The sequence below is a fragment of the Perspicuibacillus lycopersici genome (assembly GCF_025660475.1).
Lineage (GTDB): Bacteria > Bacillota > Bacilli > Bacillales > Caldibacillaceae > Perspicuibacillus > Perspicuibacillus lycopersici.
Genome location: NZ_JAOUSF010000002.1, coordinates 320,190 through 343,856 on the forward strand (window position 1 = coordinate 320,190; position 23,667 = coordinate 343,856).

Genomic DNA, 23,667 nt, shown 5'->3' on the forward strand with positions numbered 1-23,667 from the left:
TCTCTGTTCAACTAGAGAATGGAGACGTCACATTATATTGTTTTCAAGGAACGTTTATTGCTTGCTCTATTAGTGAAGTTAATGCTTCGATTCCTTTCAGCTGCAAATGAACGCCGTCATTTGTAAAGTATTCCGGATGATTGATAGCTGCGGAATGCCAGTCAATTAATGTTATATGATCATTTTCCTTAGCTTTTGCTTCTAAGGCATTATTTACTTTACCTTCCCATTGGCGAGGAACTCTCGTGTTGACTAAATAAATATGCGTGTTTGAGAACGATTGAAGTAAAGAATCTAACTGTTTATTGGTAAAAAAACCATTCGTACCTAATTCAATAATAACCGCATTTCCCGATTGATTATAGTTTGCATATGATGGGGCAAGCTCCACTGCTTGAGATACTTGCCTTCCTACTTCTCCATCAATCGTCATCTCTGGATATTTTTCATGCAAGTCAGATGCAATATCTAACATGATGGAATCTCCAATGGCAAGAATCCTCGTGTAGGCTTTATTTTCAGCTGTGTCATTCGTGTTCGTTTCCACCGGTTTAGCAGCTTCTTTATTCTGTTCATCAATTGGCGGTAATGCGTCTCCATTCGCTTGATGTGGAGGTTTGCCTTCCGTTGTTTTAGAATTATTTGGAACGACAGGTTCCATCTCACGAGGAAAATACTCTTTCCCGATTATTTGTACTTGCATTGGATAGGCGGCGGTCGTACGTAGCTGTTCCTTCCCTTTTACTACACCTGCCATTCCAACAGTAAAAACTAAAATGACGAGTGGCAAGAGGATCGTTGTCATTTTTTTCGCAAAAGGAAAACCTCGCCAATTTAAACGATTAATGAGTAAATATTGTCTAAAATATGGACGGAAGCCTTTTTTTCGTATCGGCATTTCAATAAAGCGATAGGAAAGCTCCGCTACCAGAAATGTAATAACAACCTGCAAACCTACTCGCCAATAAACCGGGTTCCCAATTTCCTGTATCGGGGTACTAAGCACCATAATTGGATAATGCCAAAGGTAAATTCCGTATGAGCGCGAACCAATCCAATAAAGTGGTTTAAAGGATAGCAATTTCCCTAAAACGCTAGCAGGATGGCTTATACAGGCGATTAAAATAGCGGCATTTATACAAATCAACACCATCCCGCCCCGATAAAGGAACGATTGATACTCATCTATAAATCCAACAGAAAGAATAAGGATTCCAAAAGCGATGAAGCTTGTGATATTTAATAAATTTCCTAATTTCGTAGACAAATTTTTAGAGGAAAGTTTCTTCATTGGCCAAACAAAGGCAAGTAAACAACCAATAAGTAATTCAAAGGAACGAGTATCTGTTCCATAATATACACGGCTTGGATCAGCACCAGGCTGATACAATATCCCCATTAATAAAGCTGAAATAATTATTCCTGATAGCACAATCATTAAAAGGCTGCTTCGTTTTTTAAAAAAGCGAAATCCGGCAATCAGTACAATTGGCCAAATAATATAAAATTGCTCCTCGATTGCAAGTGACCATAAATTTTTTAAAATGGACGGTGCTCCAAAACTATCAAAATAGGAAAGGTTATGGAAAATAAACCACCAATTACTACTGTAAAAGATAGAGGAAATGGCATCGCCTCGTAAGGAATGTAGCATTTCACGCTGAAAAAGCATTACCCATACAAAGGTAGTAATGATTAATACATATGCAGCCGGTAGTAGTCTACGGATACGTTTTAGCCAAAATTCACGTACGTTTAATTCGATTGAATTACCTTGGGCTGGGATGGCGATGGATGTGATTAAATAACCTGATAAAACAAAAAAAATGTCAACTCCTAAAAATCCTCCTTTTGCCCAGCTGAAGCTAAAGTGGTAGGCCATGACGGATAGGACAGCAAACGCCCGAAGCCCATCTAAGCCTGGAATATAGCGATGTTTTTGTTGCATACGTAGAAATCCCCCTCTTGTTTGTCTTTTTTCTAAATGCTGTTTGTAAAAAATCCCCTTTTTTCTATTTTTCTATTGGGGAAAGAAATTTTTCCTTTTGTTTTCTGTTTCTAATTACTAGACGTAGTAAGGTGCAATTTTGTTTTACTAAAAGAGTGTTATGATTAAAAATGTTTTTTTATAGCTAGCCTGCAGAATGAGTTACACCGCTCCAGCAGTTTATACAAAGGATTTCTTAGTAAGTCCAATTTTTTTCCATTTAAAAAACGGTAAGCTGCACTTCCTTTTTATTAAATAGAAGAAAGATGCTTACCGTTTTCTGTATGCTTTTTAGTTAATTAATATACCTGTCTCCGACTAGTATTTCTGAAAGAATGTCGGTTGGTATTTTGAATTCCACCACTCCCATATATCCGGGTGCGACTTCATATTCATCAAATGAGATGACTAATTGATTATCCGTGGTGATGTAGAACTCTTGGTTTGGATCGATTTGCGTAAATGGTTCCACGTCTTGTTTCGTTAGAAAATATGATTTATTTGGGTCTTCGTCCATTTGCTGTTGCATTTGTTGTTTTATGTTCTCACTTATTACCTTCACATACTGGTCATTTTTGAATAAGCTCTTTAACGTGAGGAGTGCTTCGTTTTCTTTATCAATGGTGACATAATGGTGTTGCATATATCCGGAAACCTGTGTCTTTTGGATAGTTTGTCGGATTGATAGAAGAATAGGCGTCTCGGTAACTACCTCATAATCCCCTTCGATTGCTAGTCGGTCATTCTCTCCAGCCGCTTCGAATTCCTCATATAGCTTTTTACTCTCCTCTATATACTTCTCGTTTAAGCTATCTTCCAATACTTTATTTTCCAGTCCGGAAATTGCAGGTGTTCTCACATCAATGCTTGTATTATTTTTTTCCTCTTTGACCTCATGGAAGGTGATTACCTCTACAATTTCTTTTACGAACGGAATTTTCGCCATCGCCTGCGCTGCTTCTGGACTAACATTAACAGCTGTAGTGAAAAGCATCGCTGCAGCGGCTACCCCTAATGGCCATACATACCGATGCTTTTTCTTTTTCGGGAGTGATTTGGCGATGATTTCATCTAGCTCTTTCGGTATCGGAACGTCCTTATATTCTTTTTTTAAAGCCTCTAATTTCTTATTCATTCACTAGCTCCTCCTCAGTGATCGTAATACGTAATAGCTTTAAACCCTTATATAGCCGAGTTTTAACCGTATTGATATTTTCTTCTAAAATTTCCGCAATTTCCTCAAGCTTTAAATCCTCAAAGTAGCGAAGGATAATGACTGTTTTATACATAATGGGAAGTTCATCTAACGCCTTGTGAAGATCTAAATCCTTATAGGTGTCCTCTTTACCTTTACTCAAAAAATCAATTGTCTCGTCATCAGCTAAGGTTAATTTCTTTTGCTTTCTTAGAAAGTCAATCGCGGTCCGAATCACAATCTTATAAAACCAGCTTTTCATTGCGTTTATGTCCTTTATATTAATCAAAGAGGTCAGTGCTTTTCTTATCGATTCTTGAACAATATCTAACGCGTCCTCCTGATTTTTTACATAGCTATACGCTAAACGATAGAAATCATCTTTGTTTTCTGTAATACAGGAGATAAATATTGTATCTACATCATATTTCTTCATTTCCTTTCAAGAGCTCCTTTTTAAATGCATTTCATAACTAGTTACATAGTATAGACGTTTTAGTTTATAAAAAAGTTTTTCGAAAGACTGTTTTCGTGTAGATTGTTACTTTTTCTATAAAGAATGCAGCCTGAATACATCCGTATCCGCTTTTCCGTGGAGTTTTCGGATATTCAGTCTGCTCAACGTTTCATTTTATAAACTTATCCCATGAAATACAACAATCCTAGAAAACAGCCTTCCAAAAAAACATAATATTGTTAAAATTGAGACTACAGCTACTTTTTTTGAATTTTTTCCTTATTTTCCCTTAAAGTGTAATAAGTTTGTAATGGTCAATTTGTTAATATGGTCCTATTATTTCAACATTTCAATTATTGGTAACTTCATGTTTTCTTCAAGGGGGCGATTAACATGAAAGCACTATTAGTCATATTGATTATTCTTTTCTTTCTCTTTGAAATCGTTAATTGGTTTACTTTGCAAGCACTTCGAGTAAAAATTAAATTTCAAAAGGAACACGTCTCCCAAAGTCAAGCCAATCGAATTCTCAAACAGATAAGATATATCTACTTCTGGCTATCTTCTGACTACTATTTCAACCGATTAAGACAACTCTACTTCTTCGTCTACGGCAGCCCAGAAGTATCTATTGAAACAAAAGAACAATTATATAAATCACTAAATCGGCGGTTTGTAAAGGGATTACGGAGGATTTACCGGTAACTATTTTAATAGAAGAAATTGATCGACAAGACTATTGGTTTTGTCGTTTTTTTGTGTTGGATGGTGGTTTGGTGGTACAGATAATTATTTGTAGGAATAGTGAGGGGATTTTGCTTGTTTTTCCGGGAATTAGTGCGCGCTTTTCGGGAATATGTTTTGGAACCGGCGCATCGTTTCGGGAATTCTCATGTTTTTCTGAAGTTCCCGCATTTATCTCATCCCATTTTTTCCTAATTTCCCTCCCTCACTCCTACCTCGTTCTTAAAAAATCAAAACAGAGCACCCGCTATTACGTGCGAATGCCCTGCCTTCATCCCTACCTACAAAGGTAGCTTGATTAACTAACTATTAACCTACTGTTACTGCTGCTTCTTTCCGAGTATCTTTCACTACTTTTCCTTCTTTAATAACCGTTACGATGTTTGTTTTGTCTTCTAAGCTTGTGATATCTTCTAATGGATTTGTTTTCACGATTACTAGGTCTGCAAGCTTGCCTGCTTCGACGGTTCCTAGTTTGTCTTCCCAGCCCATTAGTTCAGCGGCTGTTTTAGTTGTAGCCACTATTGCTTCCATTGGAGTCATGCCACCTTCTACCATTAAGCCTAGTTCACGAAGATTTGTTCCGTGTGCCATTACGCCAGCATCGGTTCCCATCGCGATTTTCACACCTGCCCGGTATGCTTTTGTAAAGCTTTCGCGGTGAATATCGATAACCTCACGAGATTTTCTTGCTGCATGCTCTGGAATCGCTGTGCTATTTTCAAATTGTTCTAGTACGGATACCGGTGCTAATAATGTTGGCACTAAGTAGGTTCCATGCTCTATCATTAATTCGATTGCTTCATCATCTAGGTAAATTCCATGCTCTATAGAAATGATACCTGCGCGAACGGCATTTTTAATTCCTTCTGCTCCTTGTGCATGGGCCATAACCTTCACACCACGACGGAATGCTGCTTCACGAACGATAATTTCTAGTTCTTCTTGGGAGAACTGTGTGAACTCTGGATGGTCAGTTGGGCTCATTACGCCACCAGTTGCATGAACTTTAATAATATCTGCTCCTGCCCGTAACATTTCCCGAACTTTTTGGTGAATAGCATCTGGTCCATCGACAATTCCACTCGGCATCGTAGGGTATGTAGGACTTGTCAAATCAATACCAGATCGAGTCCATGAATCACCGTGACCACCCGTAATCGTTAATGGATTGATACTAACTTGAAGACGTGGCCCAACAAATAATCCTTCTTCTACTGCTTGTTTAACTCCAACATCTGTGAACCCGGCATCCCGTACAGAGGTTATACCGGTCTCAATGGTTCGCTTAAAGTGATCCATTGCCTTGTAAAAATTGTAAGAAAAAGGAGTTTGAAACTTTTTACCGTAATCTTCTTGTTCAAACATCATATGCACATGCGTATCAAAGAGCCCTGGTAAAATATAGCCACCTTGTGCATCCAAAACCTCAACCTCGCCATTAACCTGTGGTACATCATTTGCTGTACCGACTGCTTTAATGACACCATCCTTCAATAGAACAACTGCATCTTGCAGTGGTGCACCACCATTTCCATCAATTAAGGTTGCATTTTTTACTAATGTAAAAGCCATAATTTCCACTCTCCTTATTTTTTTAAAAATATTCAATCAATTTATGGTGTAAAAATTCATACTACCCTTTTCAGCAAATAACTTCAACGCTCGTTTACAATGTACTCATAACAATTCCGGCAATAACAACGGATGCGACGGTAACTGTTGTAAATCCGCCAACTAGCATTGGGGTTAATAATTCATTAAAGACTGCCTTTTGTTCTGCTTCATTTTTACTTACACTACGACTTACTTCCTCACAAAGAATATAATCCCCTGGAAAACCAAATAATGCAGTAATTGCCACTGGCATCCCTTTATTCGGATCCCATTTAACAAGCTTCGAAACAATAAATCCGCCAATTAAAATTCCGACAATCCCAACAACCATAATGAAGGCAACTTCTGGAAGATAGCCAGTAAACATCGATGGGGTAATACTACTCATCGAGCTCATCACTAGTACCATCAATAATGTAATTAAAATACCAAAGGAGTTTGCCCGCTCCATAATACTTCCAACATAAAAACCAAAATAAGATCCAATAAGACCGATTGCTAATGCCCATAAACTATAATTAATATGAGTAACGTTTCCTAACCATGTAGCTAATGCTGCACCAAGAAATACTTGGAAAAGCAAAATAACATGTGTTTGATATTTTTTCGGAAGAAATGATTTCTTGCTTTCCTCTTTCTTTTCAAAAAGATTGGTAGCTTCTACAGTTGCAGCTACTTCTTGTGTTCCATTCTCTCTTAATGATTTTACAATCGCCAATCCACGTTTTCTTAAGAAGAAGTTTGCTAGTGGCATTCCGATTAGCCCTTGAATAGCTAGGATTAAAGCTGGGATTGTAACCATTGCAGTTAACCCTAATTCCGTCAATTTCTCCGAAGTAATAATGTAGGCAATTGTTCCACCAACAAGTGGTCCAATACCAGAAACCGCTTCCGTGTAGCCAAGAATTGGTGCACATACCGCAAAAATTAGTAATGTAGCAACGACAATCCCTGCAAGTGCAATAAATACCGCCTTATACTGCTCCTTCAATTGCTTTATCGGAATCAATGTTCCCATATGAACAATTAACAGTGCAGGAAGTATCGATGCAAAGGCAGTAAAATTCGCTTTATCTACAATATCTTTCGGGAAAATGCCTGTCCATAATAGGATTAAATACCCTATCATCACCACAAATAACATCGGAACTCTTGCTCGAGTGATAATACTAACAAATTCTCCCAAAGCAAATACTGCTAAAATTAACATCCCAGCCACAATCGGAGTGTCAAACATTTCTACTTCCCCCTTTTTATTATCGAAAAATTTTAATCTATAAAAAGATTATTGCTTTTCATTCTAGTATCGTTCTCTAGTCTTTGTCAACAAAATTTTTGTTATTCCTTAAATATTTTGATAAAATAAAAAATACAATTTTTACAAGAGTTGCCACTACAACAATGGTAACGTTTTCAATATTTTCATTACAAAATTATCCATTTTTTATAGAATAATCAAGATTTCCCAATAACGAACGAAAAATAAGAACAATCTGTCATTCAATGAATGTATATTTTTTTCCGAAAAGTGATATTATCCTAAAATAGTATTTTGCTGCCTTCTTCCGATGGAATTCTTTTTGAAAATCTACCAAGTAATCGAAAAATCTTTCAAAATTTTTCCTCCCATTTTTTATCAATCTAGCAATTGCATTGTTTCTCACCATTTTAATCAAACGTTTGTTTTATTTTTACAGCCTTGGCTAATAAAAAAACTCGTAACCGAATGTTAGTTACGAGTTTTGTTTCCATTGTATGCTGTTATTTTTTTACCATCCGGATGACATCATCATAGGAATAACCATCTTCATCCTCTAAATAAAAATACATCGTAGAGCTATTTTTTAATTCGAAATGGCCAGTCGTATATTCATCGATTTCGGTGACGATTTTCTCAGCATTTGTTGATAAAATATTTACCATTTCGATATCATCTGGTTCATACTCTCCTTCGTAATAGGTGGTGATGCGAAGTTTATCATCGCCAACTACATCGATATCCATGTAGCCTTCCCATTCAGGTGAATACCAGGTGCCTTCAATCCGGTTCAGAGGGTCCCGCCAGTGATTGTAAATAAAAATGCCAGCAACGATAAGAATTAAGATAATTGCTATTGCGGTACGATTCGTTTTCTTTGGCTGTACATTTGTTTGTACTGGTCTCGCAGGCTCTGACTCGATTGATGCATGTAATGCATGTCCACATTTTTTACAGAACTTCACTTCATTCTCGATAGCTGTTCCACATTGTGGACAGAACTTTGGTTTCCTCTCACTTGTTGAAACTTGATCCACCATCTCCATTAAGAAACTTCCCTCATTTCTGTCTATTTGTAAATATTATACTATTAGACAGTACGTTAACTAAAGTGCTATTTTATTAAAATAATAAACATGCTAGCATATTTTTCCTGCTTTTTCTTTAAACGTATTTATAGATAAGGAGAACCAGTTGTACATTATTGGCTCTCCTTTCTATCATTATTTTTCTAGTAAAATAGATGTACCTTTTTAATCGAATAACTGTTTTTCTAAATTAGCAAGCAGGTCCCGCTTCCATAGTTTCACAGTAGAATAGCTCACCCCTTGCTCGAAGGCAATTTCCGTTAGTTTCTTTCCTTGTACGTAATGAAGCTCCATAATTTGCCTTTGCCGCGCCGGGAGCATTGCAATCATTTCATTAAGCTGCAGCCGTTGCTCATCACGTAATCCTGTTCGCTTATCTTCTATTCGTTCCCATTGCTGATCTTCTACATACATTTCGTTTTTGTCCTTAATCATGTCTCTTATTAGCTCTGTTAAGATCCGGCCGCGAATCGAATAATAGGCATAGGTCAAAAAAGAACCTTTTTCCGGATTAAACGATTGATATGCCTCCCATAAACCTATTAACCCAATTTGAAAATACTCCTCCTCATTTTTGTAAATGTTCAATTTACGAATAATCGAATGAATGATTGGGGTCATCTCTTTCACTACTTCCGTAAAGTCTTTCATTAAAGTACCTTTCTGAAAGACGCGCCTTTCGCTGTATTCCCGGGTACTTTTAACATAATAAGGACAGTACAATGTGTCTAATCAACAAAATTTTCGATAAATTAACAAAAACGCAATTTTGCTTAAGAAATTTGCTTAATATCGAATGTGTAGCTACTATTTTTTGCGATTTTCGGAATTTTTATCAGAATTTTCTAAAATGTAATTGTTGTTTTGGGAGATATGAAATAGGAATACATTTTGGAATTAAGTATAGCGATTTTACAAGTAGTATGAGCGTTTCCAAATACATGACAGGTTTCGAAAAAAAAACAAAAAAAAACTGACCCCCTTAATGATCAGTTTCTTCCTCGCGTATTGAATTAAATTTATTCGTATTTGCTATAAACAATCTTGTTGTGCTCGTCTGCTCTTTTCGCAACAGTTGTTAAACTAAGCGTAAAAAGCATAGCAATAGAGCCTGTAACGCTACCAGCAATAAATAGTAACATAGTAACCCCTCCAGATTTTTTTATAATTCGTAGAAGGTGTATTCGGTAACTGGCTGACATAGTTTCAAAAACCTTAGCCCCTTTAGTTTTGCGACACCACTTTTCAATGGCTTAGCCCTTTCGTACGAACTATGTATTTATACCCATTATACGCTTTTCCTTATATTTTTAGAAATAGGTCCAAATAACCATATTGTCAAACTTATCCGAATTAATTATTGGAAAAATCTATTTGTTATGATAAATTGATAATTTTTACTATAATTCAACATTTTGACTGCATGATTATCCTGTTTTTACTGTTGTTTATTGCAGGTTTCTGTCGAATGGAATGGGAAGTTGTCGAAAAGTATTTTACAGATTATCGAACAAATAGTAAAATTTAATCATTCAAAACTTTAAAATTAAAAGGATCGTGTGTATGAGAGCTGAGAAAAAGAAAAAGAAGCGAAGCAAATGGAAAATCATCGGATTTAGTGTTTTAGCGTTTTTTGTCATATTGATTGGTGTTGGAGTAGCTGCTTATTTTCAGCTAAAGCCAGAGAATCATTTTAAAGAGGTGCCTGTCCTTTCAGCAGATCCAGTGGATACAGATAATGATGGAAAGACGGATGATACGGTAAAACTTGATGATCCTATCTTTAATGTCCTGCTCATCGGGTCAGACCAACGGAAAGGGAAAAATATTGGTCACTCCGATTCCATGATGGTAGTTAGTGTAAATTTAAAAAACTATGAATATCATATTATGAGCATTCCGCGTGATACACGGGTGTATTTGGACGGTTATGGTTACACGAAATTGACTAGTGTGCAATATATTTTACAGGCGAACAACGGCTCCAAAGAAGGAATTGAAGGTGCTGTGAAGGCGATTAGCCAGTTTACTGGGATTCCTATTAACTATTATGTGGAAACCAATTATTGGGGATTAGAAGGAATCGTAGATACACTTGGTGGTATCGAGATGAATGTACCGTTTGATGTGACATTAACACATCCTTGGTATCCAGAAAACAGTGGAAAAGTAATAACCGCTGGCTCTTATAATTTTGATGGGAAAATGGTCACGGAGCTAGTTCATGAGCGGTATTCGTTAGATAATGGGGAATATGGTCGCCAAGAGTTGCAAAGTGAAGCATTGAAAGGAATTGCAAAGGAAGCATTAAAAACTAGTAATTTGCCGAAACTTCCTGAGCTAGTAAAAGCAGTTCCTGACTTTATTGTCGAAACAAATATGAAACAAGCAGATATGCTAAGCTTTGCATTTGCGGTGAAAAATTTTGATCCAAGTAAGCAAGTACATTATCATCAATTGATAGGTAAAGGACAAACACTGTACGATGACATCTTGCAGGCGAATAATTCTCAAATTGTCATTGACGAAGACGAAATGCAGAAAATTGTCGATGAGTATTTTATTCATAATTAATAGAGGTGAAGTGGAAGTAATGCTCAATGGTGTTACTTCTCTTTTTTTACACAAAAAAAAGAAGCCTCTGTTAGAGTCTCCAGTGATTGAATAATATTATTCTCTATACGTTTGTTAATCGCTGGTCTCAGTTGTTAGCTTGCCCTTTCAAACATTCGTTTTCTAGGTTTGTTCCCTACCTTTACCCAATATTTTCTTTCAGTAGGTTCATAGAATATTCTAATTCTTAAAAATTTCAACGGTGTCCAAATCTCTTTAAATAAATAATAGGCCACACCTATCCTCCTTTCTAATTTCTCCTTATAAAGAATATTTACATAATTTCAACTTTACAGTAATATTATCATTTTCCTATTTCCACTTAAATAGGTCTAATTTCCTACTTCTATTTTTTTATAAAAGTAGGAAAAATCCTTATCTGGCATAGTTCTACAAACTTTTCAGGTGAATGCAATCATTGGAGAAGCCTCTCCTTTTTTGTATTTTTTTGTAAAATTATGATGAAATTTGCACTATTTTGTTGTAAGATATATATAGACGGAATATTGTAATTCGTCTAATTACTCCGACATAAATGTTTTCCCGATGAATAGTATGTTAAATTATAGGAGTTGCAATGATTGGCGCATTCTTTTTATTGAATGTCGCGAAATAAGCAATATGTCGTTCGAATATTTTTCCATTTGGATTGCTTGTCCAAAAAGGTGGCTAAAGGGAGGTATAGAATGATTGAAAAGATGTATTTAATTAATTATAATACATCTGCCATTATTTCTAAGTTTGATGAATATGGCAACGAATATTCGATGATTTTGGAGGGGAAGCAAGTTTTTATTTTCAAACAAAAGCCGCTCGATATTATTAATCATTCGTTTCATAAAGTTGGCAATAATTTGGACGGTGCCATTGAAGCCGCACGAGTCATATTAAACAGAAAGTACAAGGTTCCAGCTGCGTTCGTACCTCATATTGAAATTATTTTAATCCCATGTGATACATTAGATAAGCGAGGATCTGTTTGGCTAGTGAAATCACATATTGAGGATTTTCAAGAAATCGGCAAAAAAAAGACACGTGTATATACGAAGCACGGTCAATCCATCTCTATTGCGATGAGCAAAAGATCCTTACAGGCAAAAATTGCCCAAGCATCGCATTTATATGTGGAATTATCTAAAAATATACAAGCGATAAGAAATACGCTGCAGCCAGTGCAAGTGAGCTATATTTTAGAAAATCCTATCGAATATTTGCCAAAGCAATAAGGCGCATGATTTAATAAAGGTCTTTTTTACATATTATAAACATTTCCAGTGTTTGCCCGGATGGACGAGGAAGCGATCAACAGAGGCACACACTATTTTTTTATCCAAATTAGAAGAGAACCCTTACGCTTGCTTTCCGTAAGGGGATGTTTATTATGATTGTTTTTTTCGCTGTTTTTTTACGATGTAGAAGGTAATTGCTGCGATAGCACCTAAAATGATGAAGATTGGTATGTTCCCGATAAGTAACACAACAAGTCCAGAGAACATATGAAGGAGGAAATTCACACTTTTCTTCAACTGCTCCACCGTTTTTTCCCATGTGTTTAGCTCATCATCCCCGAGGCCACCGATTGTTACATTTTTTTCGTACATATTAATTGTAATGGTCGCTAAATCCGAGCGATTGGCTAAATAATTCATTTGTCCAATGATTGTTTCAATATCCTCCTGAACGGCTGCTAAATCGTCCGATATCGCTAATAAATCCTCCGTCTTTTCCGCCTGTTCCATAAAGGTGAGTAAACGAGCTTCCACGACCCGTTTGGATTTCAGGCGTGATTCTAGGTCAATATATTCTTCGGTTACATCCTGTCCGGTTACCGAGCTTTCGAGCACTTTACTGCTTAACTGCTCCACTTCGTCGATAAATGTCGGATATTTATCTTGTGGGATTCGTACCATTAACTCGCCATTCGTAGCATCTGCTTCCGTATCCTCGTACATGGTGGAACTTACAATATAACCACCTGAGGCAGTTACCTGCTCTGTTATGTCCTCCAATGCTTGTTGATACTCTTTTACCTCGATTTGAAGATTTGCTGTGTAAATAATTTTTCTTTCGGTATTGGCGATCGTTTCAAGCGCTGGTGTGCGATTTCCAGCTTCTGTACCAGCTACTTCTCCGTCTCCGTCTCCAACACTAGTTTCTACTGTTGATTTCCCTTCCTCTGATGCACTGCCCATATCTCTTTCTACTGCATCATTTGCGCTTTTCTCACTACTTTCCGAATGACTGCCACTACAAGCTGTTACGAAAAGGCTAAGCAGCAATACAAGCAATAAATAGCCAATCTTCTTCATTTGACCACCCCGTTATTTTGTCTAAAGGTCATAAAATTTTTTTGATAGTGATGCTGTTCTTTACATTTTTGACGGAAGGATTTGAGAAAAGGTTTCAGGTAGAATTAGTATTTTTGTAATAGGGGTGGATTGCCTTTGAAAAAAGCCAGCAGACTGAAACATAGTTTTTCCTCAAAAAAACAGCTTTTGGAAAAAGGTTTACTTTCAAAAGGAAATATATGTTAATATACATATAAACTGAATTGTTAGATTTTTTAAATAATAATTATTTGAGGTGATAAGATGAAAGGAAAACGACTCTTTTTATACTTAATCGCATTTTTTACAAATTTCGTTCCGTCCTTACAGTATCCGGATACGACTTTGAATATTATTCATTTGCTTGTAACTGCCTGATTTCTTATTGTTTTACTACTATATTTAAAAAAAGCCCCTGAGCGTAGGAAGTTTACAAACGGCACAAAGCTATTTTTCCTTTTCGGTTTTCTATCGGGGATTGTTGTGTATGTGATGAAACTGTTTGAGGATGTGATGACCGATCATGCTTTGTTGGATATGATTGCTTCAATCCAATATCCATTTTATGTAGTATTTAGGACACCGTTGTTCGGCTTGAATTACTTGTTCGCTATTCGTTATGCGACTTTCTCGTTAGTAATGTCTGCGGTATATGTTTTTGCTTTTATTTTTATTTTACGTTTGCAAAAGGTAAATACCCAGAATGGATAAGCGGACCTCTGGAGCTTTTGCTTTCCATCGTGAATATTTACCTTTTAACATTTACTATGCTATTCTGACCATCTTTTCGGGCTCCAGAGCGTACCGTCGATTTCGCCTTCCATTTGATATATGCGCTTCATTTGTTCTTTTATTAATTCTTGGGTTGCTTTGATTAATGTTACTTGATTGTAGTCTTGGCTACTGTGGTATAACCGTTCTAATTCCTGTAATACCCATTCTTCATTTTCCAATGCTATTACCTCCCTGTTAATTTTGATGCATTTGATCGAGCACGATTTTTAATCCGTCTATTGTCATTCGATTTTCTTCGATTAGTGATTTTGCATATTGGAAAATTTCCGCTTCTTGTGTGCCAGCTGCTTTTTCCATCGCTTGTTCTAATTCGGCAGCCAACCATGTTTCCCGTGCTTTGAGACTTACTTCATCCTCCATCGTAAGCTTCTGCCAGTATTGAATAAGCAGATCCATTTTTTGCTCTTCTTCTAAATAAGCAAACTGATAAATCGTTAATGGCTTCAAGTATTTCATACCGGTTTTATGACTCATTGCCTGAAATGGCTTGGTGAGCTCATTAATACTAAATAGTTCTGATCCACCTGCTTGATATTCACGTTCAGGAATGCCAATCATGAGAATTAAGCCAAATTCTTTGCCAGCAAGTGCATTGCCTCTATTTCCATAAGCAAACCCATCCGTTAAAACAACGTCTTGCCAATGCTTTAACAATGGTGGTGAGCTGTACCAATAAAATGGAAATTGAAAGATGATTCGATCATGCTGCTTCAATAATGCTTGCTCTTTTGCTACATCTATCTTTCCATTTGGATAAATCGATTCTAAATGATGAAGCGTTACCGCCACATTCTCCTTTAACGAGCTTAAAAAATATTGCTGACTTCCAGATTCTAATATATCTGGATGTGAAACAATTAACAAAGTTTTCATTCGGCACTTTCCTTCCGTTCATAGATTCTATTGCTAATATATGTCATTTTTATTATTCTATATGCATCTTTTTCATAATGGACAGCTATGTCTACTTTTAGGAACATTAGCCGTTCGGCTACTATTAAAATCTATCATACTATTTTTTCGAAAAAAATACTGATACTATGCATCTTTTTTATTATTTTACCCTAAAAAGTGTTGCTGGATACCTTTGTTTGAGGGGTATTTTTGGCGCAAAAAAGGATCCTACTTGTTTAGCAGGATCCCCTTTTTCATTGTTTTGTATTGTTACGATACATACAATTTTTTATTAATCTCTAATAATACTATTTTCTACTAATTATTCTGCTTTTACTAAAATTTTGATGTGATTTCTTTCTCTTAATAATCCTTCAAATCCCTCATCAATTACTTCATCAAGTGTAATTCGTTTCGTTACTAGCTTGTCTGCAGGGAAATAACCTTGTGCCATTAAGCTAATAACTGCTGGAAATACGTCGCGGTATCCAATGATTCCATTGATTGTGCGTTCTTTCATGACAATATTTTGTGGGTGTAAGGATGCTTCTCTTTCAAAGATACTTACAATCATTGTTTCACCATTGAATTTTGTTGATAAAATTGCTTGGGTTAATACTGGTGGTACGCCTGTTACTTCATATGCAACATCCACGCCGCCATTTGTTAACTGGTGAATTTGTTCAACAACATCCCCTTTGTTTGGATCAATCGCAATTGCACCTAGCTCCTCTGCCTTTGCTCGACGTTGTTCAGATAATTCAACTGCATAGATTTCTCCAGCACCTGCTGCCTTTAATGCTTCAATAACTAATAATCCGATAGGACCTGTTCCGAAAACAGCTGCCTTATCGCCTACTTTTAATTTACTTTGTTTTACAGCGTGTAGTGCAACTGCGGATGGCTCGACAAGTGCACCTTGTTCATAGGATACGGTTTCTGGTAATTTATGCAGCATATGTTCTGGTACAGCAGCAAATTCAGAAAAACCACCGCCGCCTCCACATAGACCATAAAATCCCATTTTTTCACATAAATTATATTTACCTTGTTTACATGCTTCACATTCTCCACAGGAGTAAATCGGTTCAATAGCCACACGGTCTCCTACAGCGACTCTTGTTACACCTTCGCCAACTTCTAAAACTTGTCCGGCAAATTCATGACCCATCACAATTGGAGCCTTTCCTCCACTTAATGGATGTGGAGCTTCTGTTGGAATGAAGATTGGACCAGCGGTGTATTCATGCAAATCACTACCGCAAATTCCACACCATTCCACTTTAATTTTTACTTCATTTTTCTTTGGAGTTGGTTCCTCAATATTATCTAATCGCAAGTCTTTCACACCATACCATCGTAATGCTTTCATACTATCGACCCTTTCATTGTGGAATACCTTACATGTATAGTATACAACTTTGTGAAGAACATCACAAGTAGTATTTTGAAAATTGGTAGTTTGGTGATTTTTTTAGTTTGTGGGAGGGTTTTGTGAATGGATTTTTTAGGGGGGAATTGGAGAGTTGTTTTATTCCTCCGATCCGAAGGTGATAGTTATTAACTTATTTATTATTTTCATAGATTTTGGTTTGGCAAGGTTTCCTGGTAGCTTTCCTTTTGTGATTCGCTATCTCTTGGATTTCGGAGTTTTTGTTCACTTTCCTTTTGAAGCCTTCTGTCATTCGGATTTTGCTTAGGGTTCTTGTTCACTTTCCTTTTGATAGCTTCCGTCAATCGGATTTTGGTTAGGGTTCTTGTTCACTTTCCTTTTGATAGCTTCCGTCAATCGGATTTGGGCGGGTTTTCTTGTTCACTTTCCTTTTGATAGTTTCCGTCAATCGGATTTTGCTTGGGGTTCTTGTTCACTTTCCTGTTGATAGCTTCCGTCAATCGGATTTTGCTTGGGGTTCTCGCTTACTTTCCTTTTGATACCTTCTATCAATCGGATTTTGCTTGGATTTCTCGCTTACTTTCCTTTTGATACCTTCTATCAATCGGATTTTGGTGGGTTTTCTCGCTCACTTTCCTTTTGATAGCTTCCGTCAATCGGATTTTGGCGGGATTTTTCGCTTACTTTCCTTTTGATATCTTCTATCAATCGGGTTTTGGTGGGTTTTCTCGCTCACTTTCCTTTTGATAGCTTCCGTCAATGGGATTTTGCTTGGGGTTCTTGTTCACTTTCCTTTTGATAGCTTCCGTCATTCGGATTTTGCTTGGGGTTCTTGTTCACTTTCATTTTTATAGCTTCCGTCATTCGGATTTTGCTTGGATTTCTTGTTTACTTTTCTTTTGATAGCTTCCGTCAATCGGATTTTGCTTGGGGTTCTTGTTCACTTTCCTTTTGATAGCTTCCGTCAATCGGATTTTGCTTGGGTTTCTTGCTTACTTTCCTTTTGATAGCTTCCGTCAATCGGATTTTGCTTGGGGTTCTCGCTTACTTTCCTTTTGATACCTTCTATCAATCGGATTTACGCTCGATTTCTTGTTTACTTTCCTTTTGATAGCTTCCGTCAATCGGATTTGGGCTCGATTTTTCGCTCACTTTCCTTTTGATAGCTTCGGTCAATCGGATTTACGCTCGATATCTTGTTCACTTTCCTTTTAATAGCTTCTATCAATCGGATTTACGCTCGATTTCTTGTTTACTTTCCTTTTGATAGCTTCCGTCAATCGGATTTGGGTTGGGTTTCTTGCTCACTTTCCTTTTGATAGCTTCCGTCAATGGGATTTGGGCTCGATTTCCAGTTGATACAGCTAAAGATGCTGAATCAACTGGGGAAGCTCCTCTTAAAAACAGGAGATTTTTTAATTGAAATTTTCTAAATATTACCGTATAATCCTGATTGAATAACCTTAGACCCTACCTCATTAATTCTCCAGAACTTCTACCTTTTCTAAAAAAATCTATCCATAACGCACCAAAATATATTTAAGAAAGGAAAGAGTTTATGATTTTGAAAGAAAGAATAGAATCAGTAGAACTTCAAATAATGCGCTATTTAATGAATCGGGTGAACCTTACGGAAAAGGAAAAATATCACTATTTAAATCTGGAAAAAGGATTTGAAGGAGAGATAAAATTTGACCAGCTCATTGAAAATCTTCAGGAAGAAAAGTATATAATAAACGATTTACTCCTTGAGGTTAACAACTCTTTTTTTCAAATAGATACAATAATTATTTTGCAAGGAGTTATTCATTTTTTTGAAATAAAAAATTACGAAGGGGATTATTATTTAGACTCTGAAAAACTTTATAGTGTTAAAACTAGTCGTGAATATAAAAACCCTATTATTCAGCTTAAAAGGACAGAAACACTATTCCGACAACTCCTTCAAAACCTCAATCAAAATTTTCTTGTAGAAGGCCACGTACTCTTTATTAATCCCGAGTTCACTCTTTATCAAGCCCCTATGGATCAACCAATTATTCTACCAACTCAGATAAAAAGATTTTTTCAAGATATAAAAAAGATGCCATCAAAACTCCATGATGGGCACAGAAAATTAGCTCAACAATTGATATCATTACACCAACCAAATTATCCATTTACTTCGATTCCAAGTTTTAATTACGAGCAAGTAAGGAAAGGAATTACCTGTGTAAATTGCAATTCATTTTCACTTCTAACAAAAGGATGGAAATGCATTTGCTCAGAGTGTGGGCAGGAAGAGTTAATTTCTAAAGCCGTAATTAGGAGTGTAGAAGAGTTCAAACTTCTCTTTCCTACTGAAAAAATAACCACTAATGCAATCCATAAATGGTGTAAGATAGTACAATCTAAACAACGAATTGGTTACATTTTGGGAAAACATTTTAAAAAAGTGGGAAATCATCGATGGTCATATTATGAATAACTGGTATCGATCGGAACTGATGATTCATTACATTATAGATGTGGATAGAAATAGTTTAGATGAGGATTACTATAGATTCGTTTTCGGGAGTCTACTTGTCTTCTTTCTAAAATAGATTCCGATTGTTCTCTTTGCTCACTTTCCTGTTGATACTGTCTATCAAACGGTTTTCCAATCGATTCCTTGCTCACTTTCCTATTGATACTGTCTATCAAACGGATTTCCAATCGATTCCTTGCTCACTTTCCTGTTGATCCTACCTATCAAACGGATTTCCAATCGATTCCTTGCTCACTTTCCTATTGATACTGTCTATCAAACGGATTCCCAATCGATTCCTTGCTCACTTTCCTGTTGATACTGTCTATCAAAAAAATTTCCAATCGATTCCTTGCTCACTTTCCTGTTGATACTGTCTATCAAAAAAATTTCCAATCGATTCCTTGCTCACTTTCCTGTTGATACTGTCTATCAAACGAATTTCCAATCGATTCCTTGCTCACTTTCCTTTTGATCCTACCTATCAAGCGGATTTCCAATCGATTCCTTGCTCACTTTCCTGTTGATACTGTCTATCAAGCGGATTCCCAATCGATTCCTTGCTCACTTTCCTATTGATACTGTCTATCAAAAAGATTTCCAATCGATTCCTTGCTCACTTTCCTGTTGATACTGTCTATCAAAAAGATTTCCAATCGATTCCTTGCTCACTTTCCTGTTGATACTGTCTATCAAACGGATTTCCAATCGATTCCTTGCTCACTTTCCTGTTGATACAGTCTATCAAACGGATTACAACTAGTTTACCTTCCCAGTTTCCTTCTGAGACCCTTTAATCAAATGAGTTTCCAACGGACTTCCTTTGGATACCCTCTAATCAAGTCAATTTCCAACGGACTTCCTTTGGATACCCTCTAATCAAATCAATTTCCAACGGATTCCCTTTGGATACCTTCTATCAATGAATTTCATTACAATCGCTTAAATCGCCTTTTCATAACAATAATACCTTTGATGCCCCTCTGGTTTGAACGTAAAGCGGATTTCGCCGCGTTTTTCGTAGCCTTTGCGTTCATAGAATTTCCAGGCGGAAGGGTTTCCAGCAAAGGCGTCGAGGCGAATGCTTGTGTAGCCCCGTGCTTTCGCATGTTCTTCTACTAGGCGGAGGAGAGTGCTGCCGAGGCCTTGGCGTTGAAAATCCGGGTGGATGCAAAATGTATGGACAATTAAACAATCCGATTCTTCAAATTGCCAGGAAATTTCCTGCCACTCTTCAGCTTGCCATTTATTTAAGACGATTGCTCCGGCGATTCTTTCATTTTCCTTTAATACATATAAATGCTCCTCTGCGATGCAATCTGCTAAATATTCACGATTGGGGTAGGTTTCATCCCATTGATATATCTCTTTGCTTAATAAATCCGCTTTGCACAATTCATACATTGCGACAATTTCTTCAAAATCGGATTGTTTTGCGCGTACCATCTCTGTCATTTTTCTCACCCTTATCCTGTTGCTTTCACGCAAATTTCTTTTATTTACTTTACTATCTATACTGAAATCGTGATTGACTGATAGTTTTCCCGAAAATAACTAAAACATGAATACTCCGTTACTAATATTTAAGATAATCACAAGGATTACAATCGCTTGGTAGGCGATTAAGACTGCTTTATCCACTAGAATTTTGCTTAGTTTTGCACCGATTAATGCGCCTAAAATGGCAGCCGGAATAATTGCTAATAAAATGGAAAGGTCAAAGCTGACATAGCCAACGGTGAAGCCAATGGTTAAAAATTTTGATAGCTGGGAAAATAAAATTGTTAATATGGAATAGGCCGTTGCTTTTTTTATCGGAATGCCAAAGAAAAACATTAAGATGGCAACGTTTATTGGACCGCCACCGATTCCTAGTAATGATGCTAAAAAGCCTAAACAAATGCCGATCAAACCGTAGCTAAGTAATCCTGTTAATTGGAGCGATTTCCAGCCTTTCATCGTGTAAAGCAAGGCAAAAATTAGTGAAATGATGGTGAGCAATATTTGAATCCATTGTACAGTAGAATCTTTTGAAAAAATAACGAGTAACTGCTCAAATCCAATATTGCCTAATATTCCACCGAAAATCGAACCGATAATTATCATGATTGCTGGTTTTCCTTTAAACCTTCCTCCGCTTCGCCATTGTCTAATGGTAGATACGAGCGACATCGTTAATACTGCGACACAGGAATAAAAGGATATTGCAACTAGACTGTGGGCACCGATTGCGTCAAAAATTGGTTTGATGATGACCCCGCCACCCATTCCTGTTAATGAGCCAACGGCATTTGCAAAGATGATCACGAAAAAGTAAATAATTCCGATTGTCATGAAAACTCCACTTCCTATGAAATAGTTGTTTGTCTTATAGAATAAGTCTATCATACTATTATTTTGTCATTTAATAGGAAGTTATCTTTTTTCGTAAGCTTTTGTAAAAAATTTTTAAAAATAAAAAATCCCTCCACTTAATGTAGAGGGGATTGATAACTATTTTAGTATAATTTTTATCGATTGGACGTCTCTACTGTTTGGTCCGACGAAAAGTTCGAAGGTTCCTGGATCACTTTGCCATTGAAGGTCAGAGTGATAATAACGTAATTGTTCTTCCGTTAACGTAAAGGTGATTGTTTTTCTTTCACCTGGTTGTAAGCTTACTTTTTCAAAAGCTTTTAGCTCCTTCACAGGGCGAACAATTTCACCTGCAATATCCCGAATATAAAATTGAACGATTTCCTCACCAGCTAGCTCCCCACTGTTTGTCACATCCACTTGGATTTGAATTGGGTTATCCTTTGTTAAAACCGTACTTGTTACTTGCATTTCACTATAGGTAAAAGTTGTATAGCTAAGCCCGAAGCCAAATGGTAGAAGTGGCTCAATTGGGATGTCCAAATATCGCGTACCATATGGTCCACTTTGTGGGCGACCGGTGTTAAAGTGATTATAATACACCGGAATTTGGCCGACCGAATACGGGAATGACATTGTTAGTTTACCGGATGGATTAACATCACCAAATAATACATCACAAATTGCATTACCCCCTTCTGTTCCTGGGAACCAAACATCTAGTATCGCATCACTTTCTTCAAATACGCCATGTAAATCGAGTGGTCGGCCATTAAAAAGGATGGTAACGATCGGTTTATTTAATGCCTTTATTTGTTTCACTAGCTCTAGTTGGACGGCTGGTAATTGAATACTTGCACGGCTATTCGATTCCCCAGACATCCATGCTGCTTCCCCAAGCGCTAATACAATAATATCTGCATTTTTTGCAGTTTCGATCGCTTCCGCGAGCATTTCCGCTGTACTAGTTTCTACCTCGCAGCCTTGGGCAACTACTAGATTCGCTACATCCGTTTTTGCGACGAATCCATCAAAAATGGAAACAGCCTGGTCCTGTGCCCCTAACCATGACCATGAGCCTAAAATGTCTTTGCTTTTCGCGAACGGACCAATTAACGCAAGCTTTTTGTCCCTTTGTAAGGGTAGTGTTTGATTTTGATTTTTTAATAACACAAAGGATTTTGCTGCTACTTCACGGGCAGCCTTGCGATGTTCTGCGCTTAAGACTACTTCTTTTTCCCGAAGCTCATCTGCTCCTCTGTACGGATTTTCAAATAAGCCAAGCTTGTCCTTCAATTGCAAAACGCGCAGGACAGCTTGATCAATTTCTGCTTCCTCGATGCTTCCCTCTTGTACTAATTCCTCTAAATGATGGACATAGCATGGGGACATCATTTCGATATCAACTCCAGCGCGCATCGCTTTATACGCTGCCTCTTTTTCATCCTCAGCGACTCCGTGAGGAATTAATTCCTTCACCGCACCCCAGTCTGAAATGAGAACTCCTTGGAAGCCCCATTCCTCACGCAAAATGTCTTTCATGAGATGCTTGTTTGCGGAGGCTGGAATTCCATCAACGGTATTGAAGGAGGTCATTATTAATTCGGCACCTTCATCCAAGCCAGCTTTATAGGCAGGTAAGTAGTGCTCACGCATTTGTCGCTCACTCATATTGACAGTGTTGTAATCGCGCCCACCCTCTGGGGCACCATATGCGGCAAAATGCTTCACACATGCTGCAACGCGACCGACATCATTTGTCAAATCCTTGCCCTGGAATCCGCGGACAAACGCTCTAGCAAATTCACTATTTAAGAACGGATCCTCACCGGTAGATTCCATCACTCGTCCCCAGCGTGGATCTCTTACTAAATCGACCATTGGTGCAAATGTCACATGAACGCCTGATACTGCTGTCTCGAGTGCCGCAACCTCTGCACTTTTTTCGGCTAAATTCAAATCCCAAGTTGCCCCGATACCAAGCGGGATTGGAAAAATCGTTTTGTAGCCGTGAATAACATCTGCCATAAATAATAATGGAATCCCGTGGCGATTATGCTTTAAATATTCCTTTTGCAGCTTGATAACCTCTGATGCCCCAGATATACCAAGGACTGAGCCTGTATGATGTAATGTATCAAGATCCATATTCATTTCCTCTAGCGGACCTGTAATTTCACTATCTTTTGCATCAAAGGCCACACCGGATAATTGTATTAATTGTGCAATCTTTTCCTTTAACGTTAGCTGGTCAATAATATTCAGCAATTGTTGGTTTTCCATAATGATCCTACTTCCCTCTAGTTTTATTATTTTTGCCTGAACAAGATGCTTGTATCTTATTATTCTATCAAAATAATCAGTCGTTTGTAATCCCTTACATTGTTTATAAGATAAAAAATAGAGGGCTGTTCCATCGTGCTTTTTCGTTTCTAGCA

General features: G+C 37.2%; 21 protein-coding genes and 1 riboswitch. Of the genes, 5 read left to right on the forward strand and 16 right to left on the reverse strand.

Annotated elements, in window-relative coordinates; genetic code table 11:
- Positions 1-43: 43 nt before the first annotated feature.
- The 3 genes from OEV98_RS05645 to OEV98_RS05655 form a co-directional block, all read right to left on the reverse strand.
- The gene (locus OEV98_RS05645) at positions 44-1,948 is read right to left on the reverse strand and encodes an acyltransferase family protein (RefSeq protein ID WP_263072238.1); all 1,905 of its coding nucleotides are present in this window, start codon (positions 1,946-1,948) and stop codon (positions 44-46) included.
- Positions 1,949-2,282: 334 nt separating this feature from the next.
- Positions 2,283-3,122, reverse strand: coding sequence for a DUF3298 and DUF4163 domain-containing protein (locus tag OEV98_RS05650; protein WP_263072239.1), 840 nt, complete (start codon positions 3,120-3,122; stop codon positions 2,283-2,285).
- Positions 3,115-3,618, reverse strand: coding sequence for a sigma-70 family RNA polymerase sigma factor (locus OEV98_RS05655; protein WP_263072240.1), 504 nt, complete (start codon positions 3,616-3,618; stop codon positions 3,115-3,117). Before OEV98_RS05655 ends, OEV98_RS05650 begins: the two co-directional genes overlap by 8 nt.
- Before the next feature lie 414 nt (positions 3,619-4,032).
- Here OEV98_RS05655 and OEV98_RS05660 point away from each other — a divergent pair, with 414 nt between their 5' ends.
- Positions 4,033-4,344, forward strand: coding sequence for a hypothetical protein (locus OEV98_RS05660; RefSeq protein WP_263072241.1), 312 nt, complete (start codon positions 4,033-4,035; stop codon positions 4,342-4,344).
- A 348-nt stretch (positions 4,345-4,692) separates the two neighbouring features.
- Here the strand turns inward: OEV98_RS05660 and OEV98_RS05665 are convergent, their stop codons facing one another.
- The 5 genes from OEV98_RS05665 to OEV98_RS05685 form a co-directional block, all read right to left on the reverse strand.
- Positions 4,693-5,958 carry a metal-dependent hydrolase family protein gene (locus OEV98_RS05665; RefSeq protein WP_263072242.1) on the reverse strand — a complete coding sequence of 422 codons (1,266 nt, stop codon included), beginning with the start codon at positions 5,956-5,958 and terminating at the stop codon, positions 4,693-4,695.
- 94 nt (positions 5,959-6,052) lie between these two features.
- Positions 6,053-7,237 (reverse strand): hypothetical protein, encoded by a 1,185-nt coding sequence (locus OEV98_RS05670; RefSeq protein ID WP_263072245.1) that lies wholly within the window; start codon positions 7,235-7,237, stop codon positions 6,053-6,055.
- Between the two features lie 524 nt (positions 7,238-7,761).
- Entirely contained in the window at positions 7,762-8,304 is a 543-nt protein-coding gene (locus OEV98_RS05675; RefSeq protein WP_263072246.1) for a zinc ribbon domain-containing protein, read from the reverse strand.
- A gap of 207 nt (positions 8,305-8,511) precedes the next feature.
- Positions 8,512-8,997: a sigma-70 family RNA polymerase sigma factor gene (locus OEV98_RS05680; protein WP_263072247.1), complete on the reverse strand. Its 486-nt coding sequence runs from the start codon at positions 8,995-8,997 to the stop codon at positions 8,512-8,514.
- Between the two features lie 368 nt (positions 8,998-9,365).
- On the reverse strand, positions 9,366-9,488 hold the full coding sequence (locus tag OEV98_RS05685; protein ID WP_263072248.1) for a hypothetical protein: 123 nt from the start codon (positions 9,486-9,488) through the stop codon (positions 9,366-9,368).
- Positions 9,489-9,529: 41 nt separating this feature from the next.
- Positions 9,530-9,615, reverse strand: a riboswitch (cyclic di-GMP riboswitch).
- Between the two features lie 294 nt (positions 9,616-9,909).
- Here OEV98_RS05685 and OEV98_RS05690 point away from each other — a divergent pair.
- Positions 9,910-10,920, forward strand: coding sequence for an LCP family protein (locus OEV98_RS05690; RefSeq protein ID WP_263072249.1), 1,011 nt, complete (start codon positions 9,910-9,912; stop codon positions 10,918-10,920).
- Positions 10,921-11,645: 725 nt separating this feature from the next.
- Complete coding sequence (locus OEV98_RS05695) at positions 11,646-12,185, forward strand: competence protein ComK (protein ID WP_263072250.1); 540 nt, start codon at positions 11,646-11,648, stop codon at positions 12,183-12,185.
- Between the two features lie 153 nt (positions 12,186-12,338).
- Here OEV98_RS05695 and OEV98_RS05700 read toward each other — a convergent pair whose 3' ends face one another.
- Positions 12,339-13,268: a DUF4349 domain-containing protein gene (locus OEV98_RS05700; RefSeq protein WP_263072251.1), complete on the reverse strand. Its 930-nt coding sequence runs from the start codon at positions 13,266-13,268 to the stop codon at positions 12,339-12,341.
- A 507-nt stretch (positions 13,269-13,775) separates the two neighbouring features.
- On the opposite strand from OEV98_RS05700, the gene OEV98_RS05705 reads away from it, so the two are divergent.
- Complete coding sequence (locus OEV98_RS05705) at positions 13,776-13,997, forward strand: hypothetical protein (RefSeq protein WP_263072252.1); 222 nt, start codon at positions 13,776-13,778, stop codon at positions 13,995-13,997.
- Positions 13,998-14,056: 59 nt separating this feature from the next.
- Here the strand turns inward: OEV98_RS05705 and OEV98_RS05710 are convergent, their stop codons facing one another.
- From OEV98_RS05710 to OEV98_RS05720, 3 genes are all read right to left on the reverse strand, one after another.
- Entirely contained in the window at positions 14,057-14,239 is a 183-nt protein-coding gene (locus OEV98_RS05710) for a hypothetical protein (RefSeq protein ID WP_263072253.1), read from the reverse strand.
- A gap of 16 nt (positions 14,240-14,255) precedes the next feature.
- Positions 14,256-14,954 carry an NAD(P)H-dependent oxidoreductase gene (locus tag OEV98_RS05715; RefSeq protein ID WP_263072254.1) on the reverse strand — a complete coding sequence of 233 codons (699 nt, stop codon included), beginning with the start codon at positions 14,952-14,954 and terminating at the stop codon, positions 14,256-14,258.
- Between the two features lie 343 nt (positions 14,955-15,297).
- Positions 15,298-16,347 carry a 2,3-butanediol dehydrogenase gene (locus OEV98_RS05720; protein ID WP_263072255.1) on the reverse strand — a complete coding sequence of 350 codons (1,050 nt, stop codon included), beginning with the start codon at positions 16,345-16,347 and terminating at the stop codon, positions 15,298-15,300.
- A gap of 1,579 nt (positions 16,348-17,926) precedes the next feature.
- On the opposite strand from OEV98_RS05720, the gene OEV98_RS05725 reads away from it, so the two are divergent.
- Positions 17,927-18,835, forward strand: a complete 909-nt coding sequence (locus tag OEV98_RS05725; protein WP_263072256.1) for a nuclease-related domain-containing protein — start codon at positions 17,927-17,929, stop codon at positions 18,833-18,835.
- Between the two features lie 32 nt (positions 18,836-18,867).
- Here OEV98_RS05725 and OEV98_RS05730 read toward each other — a convergent pair whose 3' ends face one another.
- The 4 genes from OEV98_RS05730 to OEV98_RS05745 all read right to left on the reverse strand — a co-directional run bounded on the left by OEV98_RS05730 (position 18,868) and on the right by OEV98_RS05745 (position 23,512).
- Positions 18,868-19,050, reverse strand: a complete 183-nt coding sequence (locus OEV98_RS05730; protein ID WP_263072257.1) for a hypothetical protein — start codon at positions 19,048-19,050, stop codon at positions 18,868-18,870.
- A gap of 766 nt (positions 19,051-19,816) precedes the next feature.
- Positions 19,817-20,329 (reverse strand): GNAT family N-acetyltransferase, encoded by a 513-nt coding sequence (locus OEV98_RS05735; RefSeq protein ID WP_263072258.1) that lies wholly within the window; start codon positions 20,327-20,329, stop codon positions 19,817-19,819.
- A gap of 99 nt (positions 20,330-20,428) precedes the next feature.
- Positions 20,429-21,208, reverse strand: a complete 780-nt coding sequence (locus OEV98_RS05740) for a sulfite exporter TauE/SafE family protein (RefSeq protein WP_263072259.1) — start codon at positions 21,206-21,208, stop codon at positions 20,429-20,431.
- Positions 21,209-21,367: 159 nt separating this feature from the next.
- Positions 21,368-23,512, reverse strand: a complete 2,145-nt coding sequence (locus OEV98_RS05745) for a glycoside hydrolase family 3 N-terminal domain-containing protein (protein WP_263072260.1) — start codon at positions 23,510-23,512, stop codon at positions 21,368-21,370.
- Positions 23,513-23,667 lie beyond the last annotated feature (155 nt).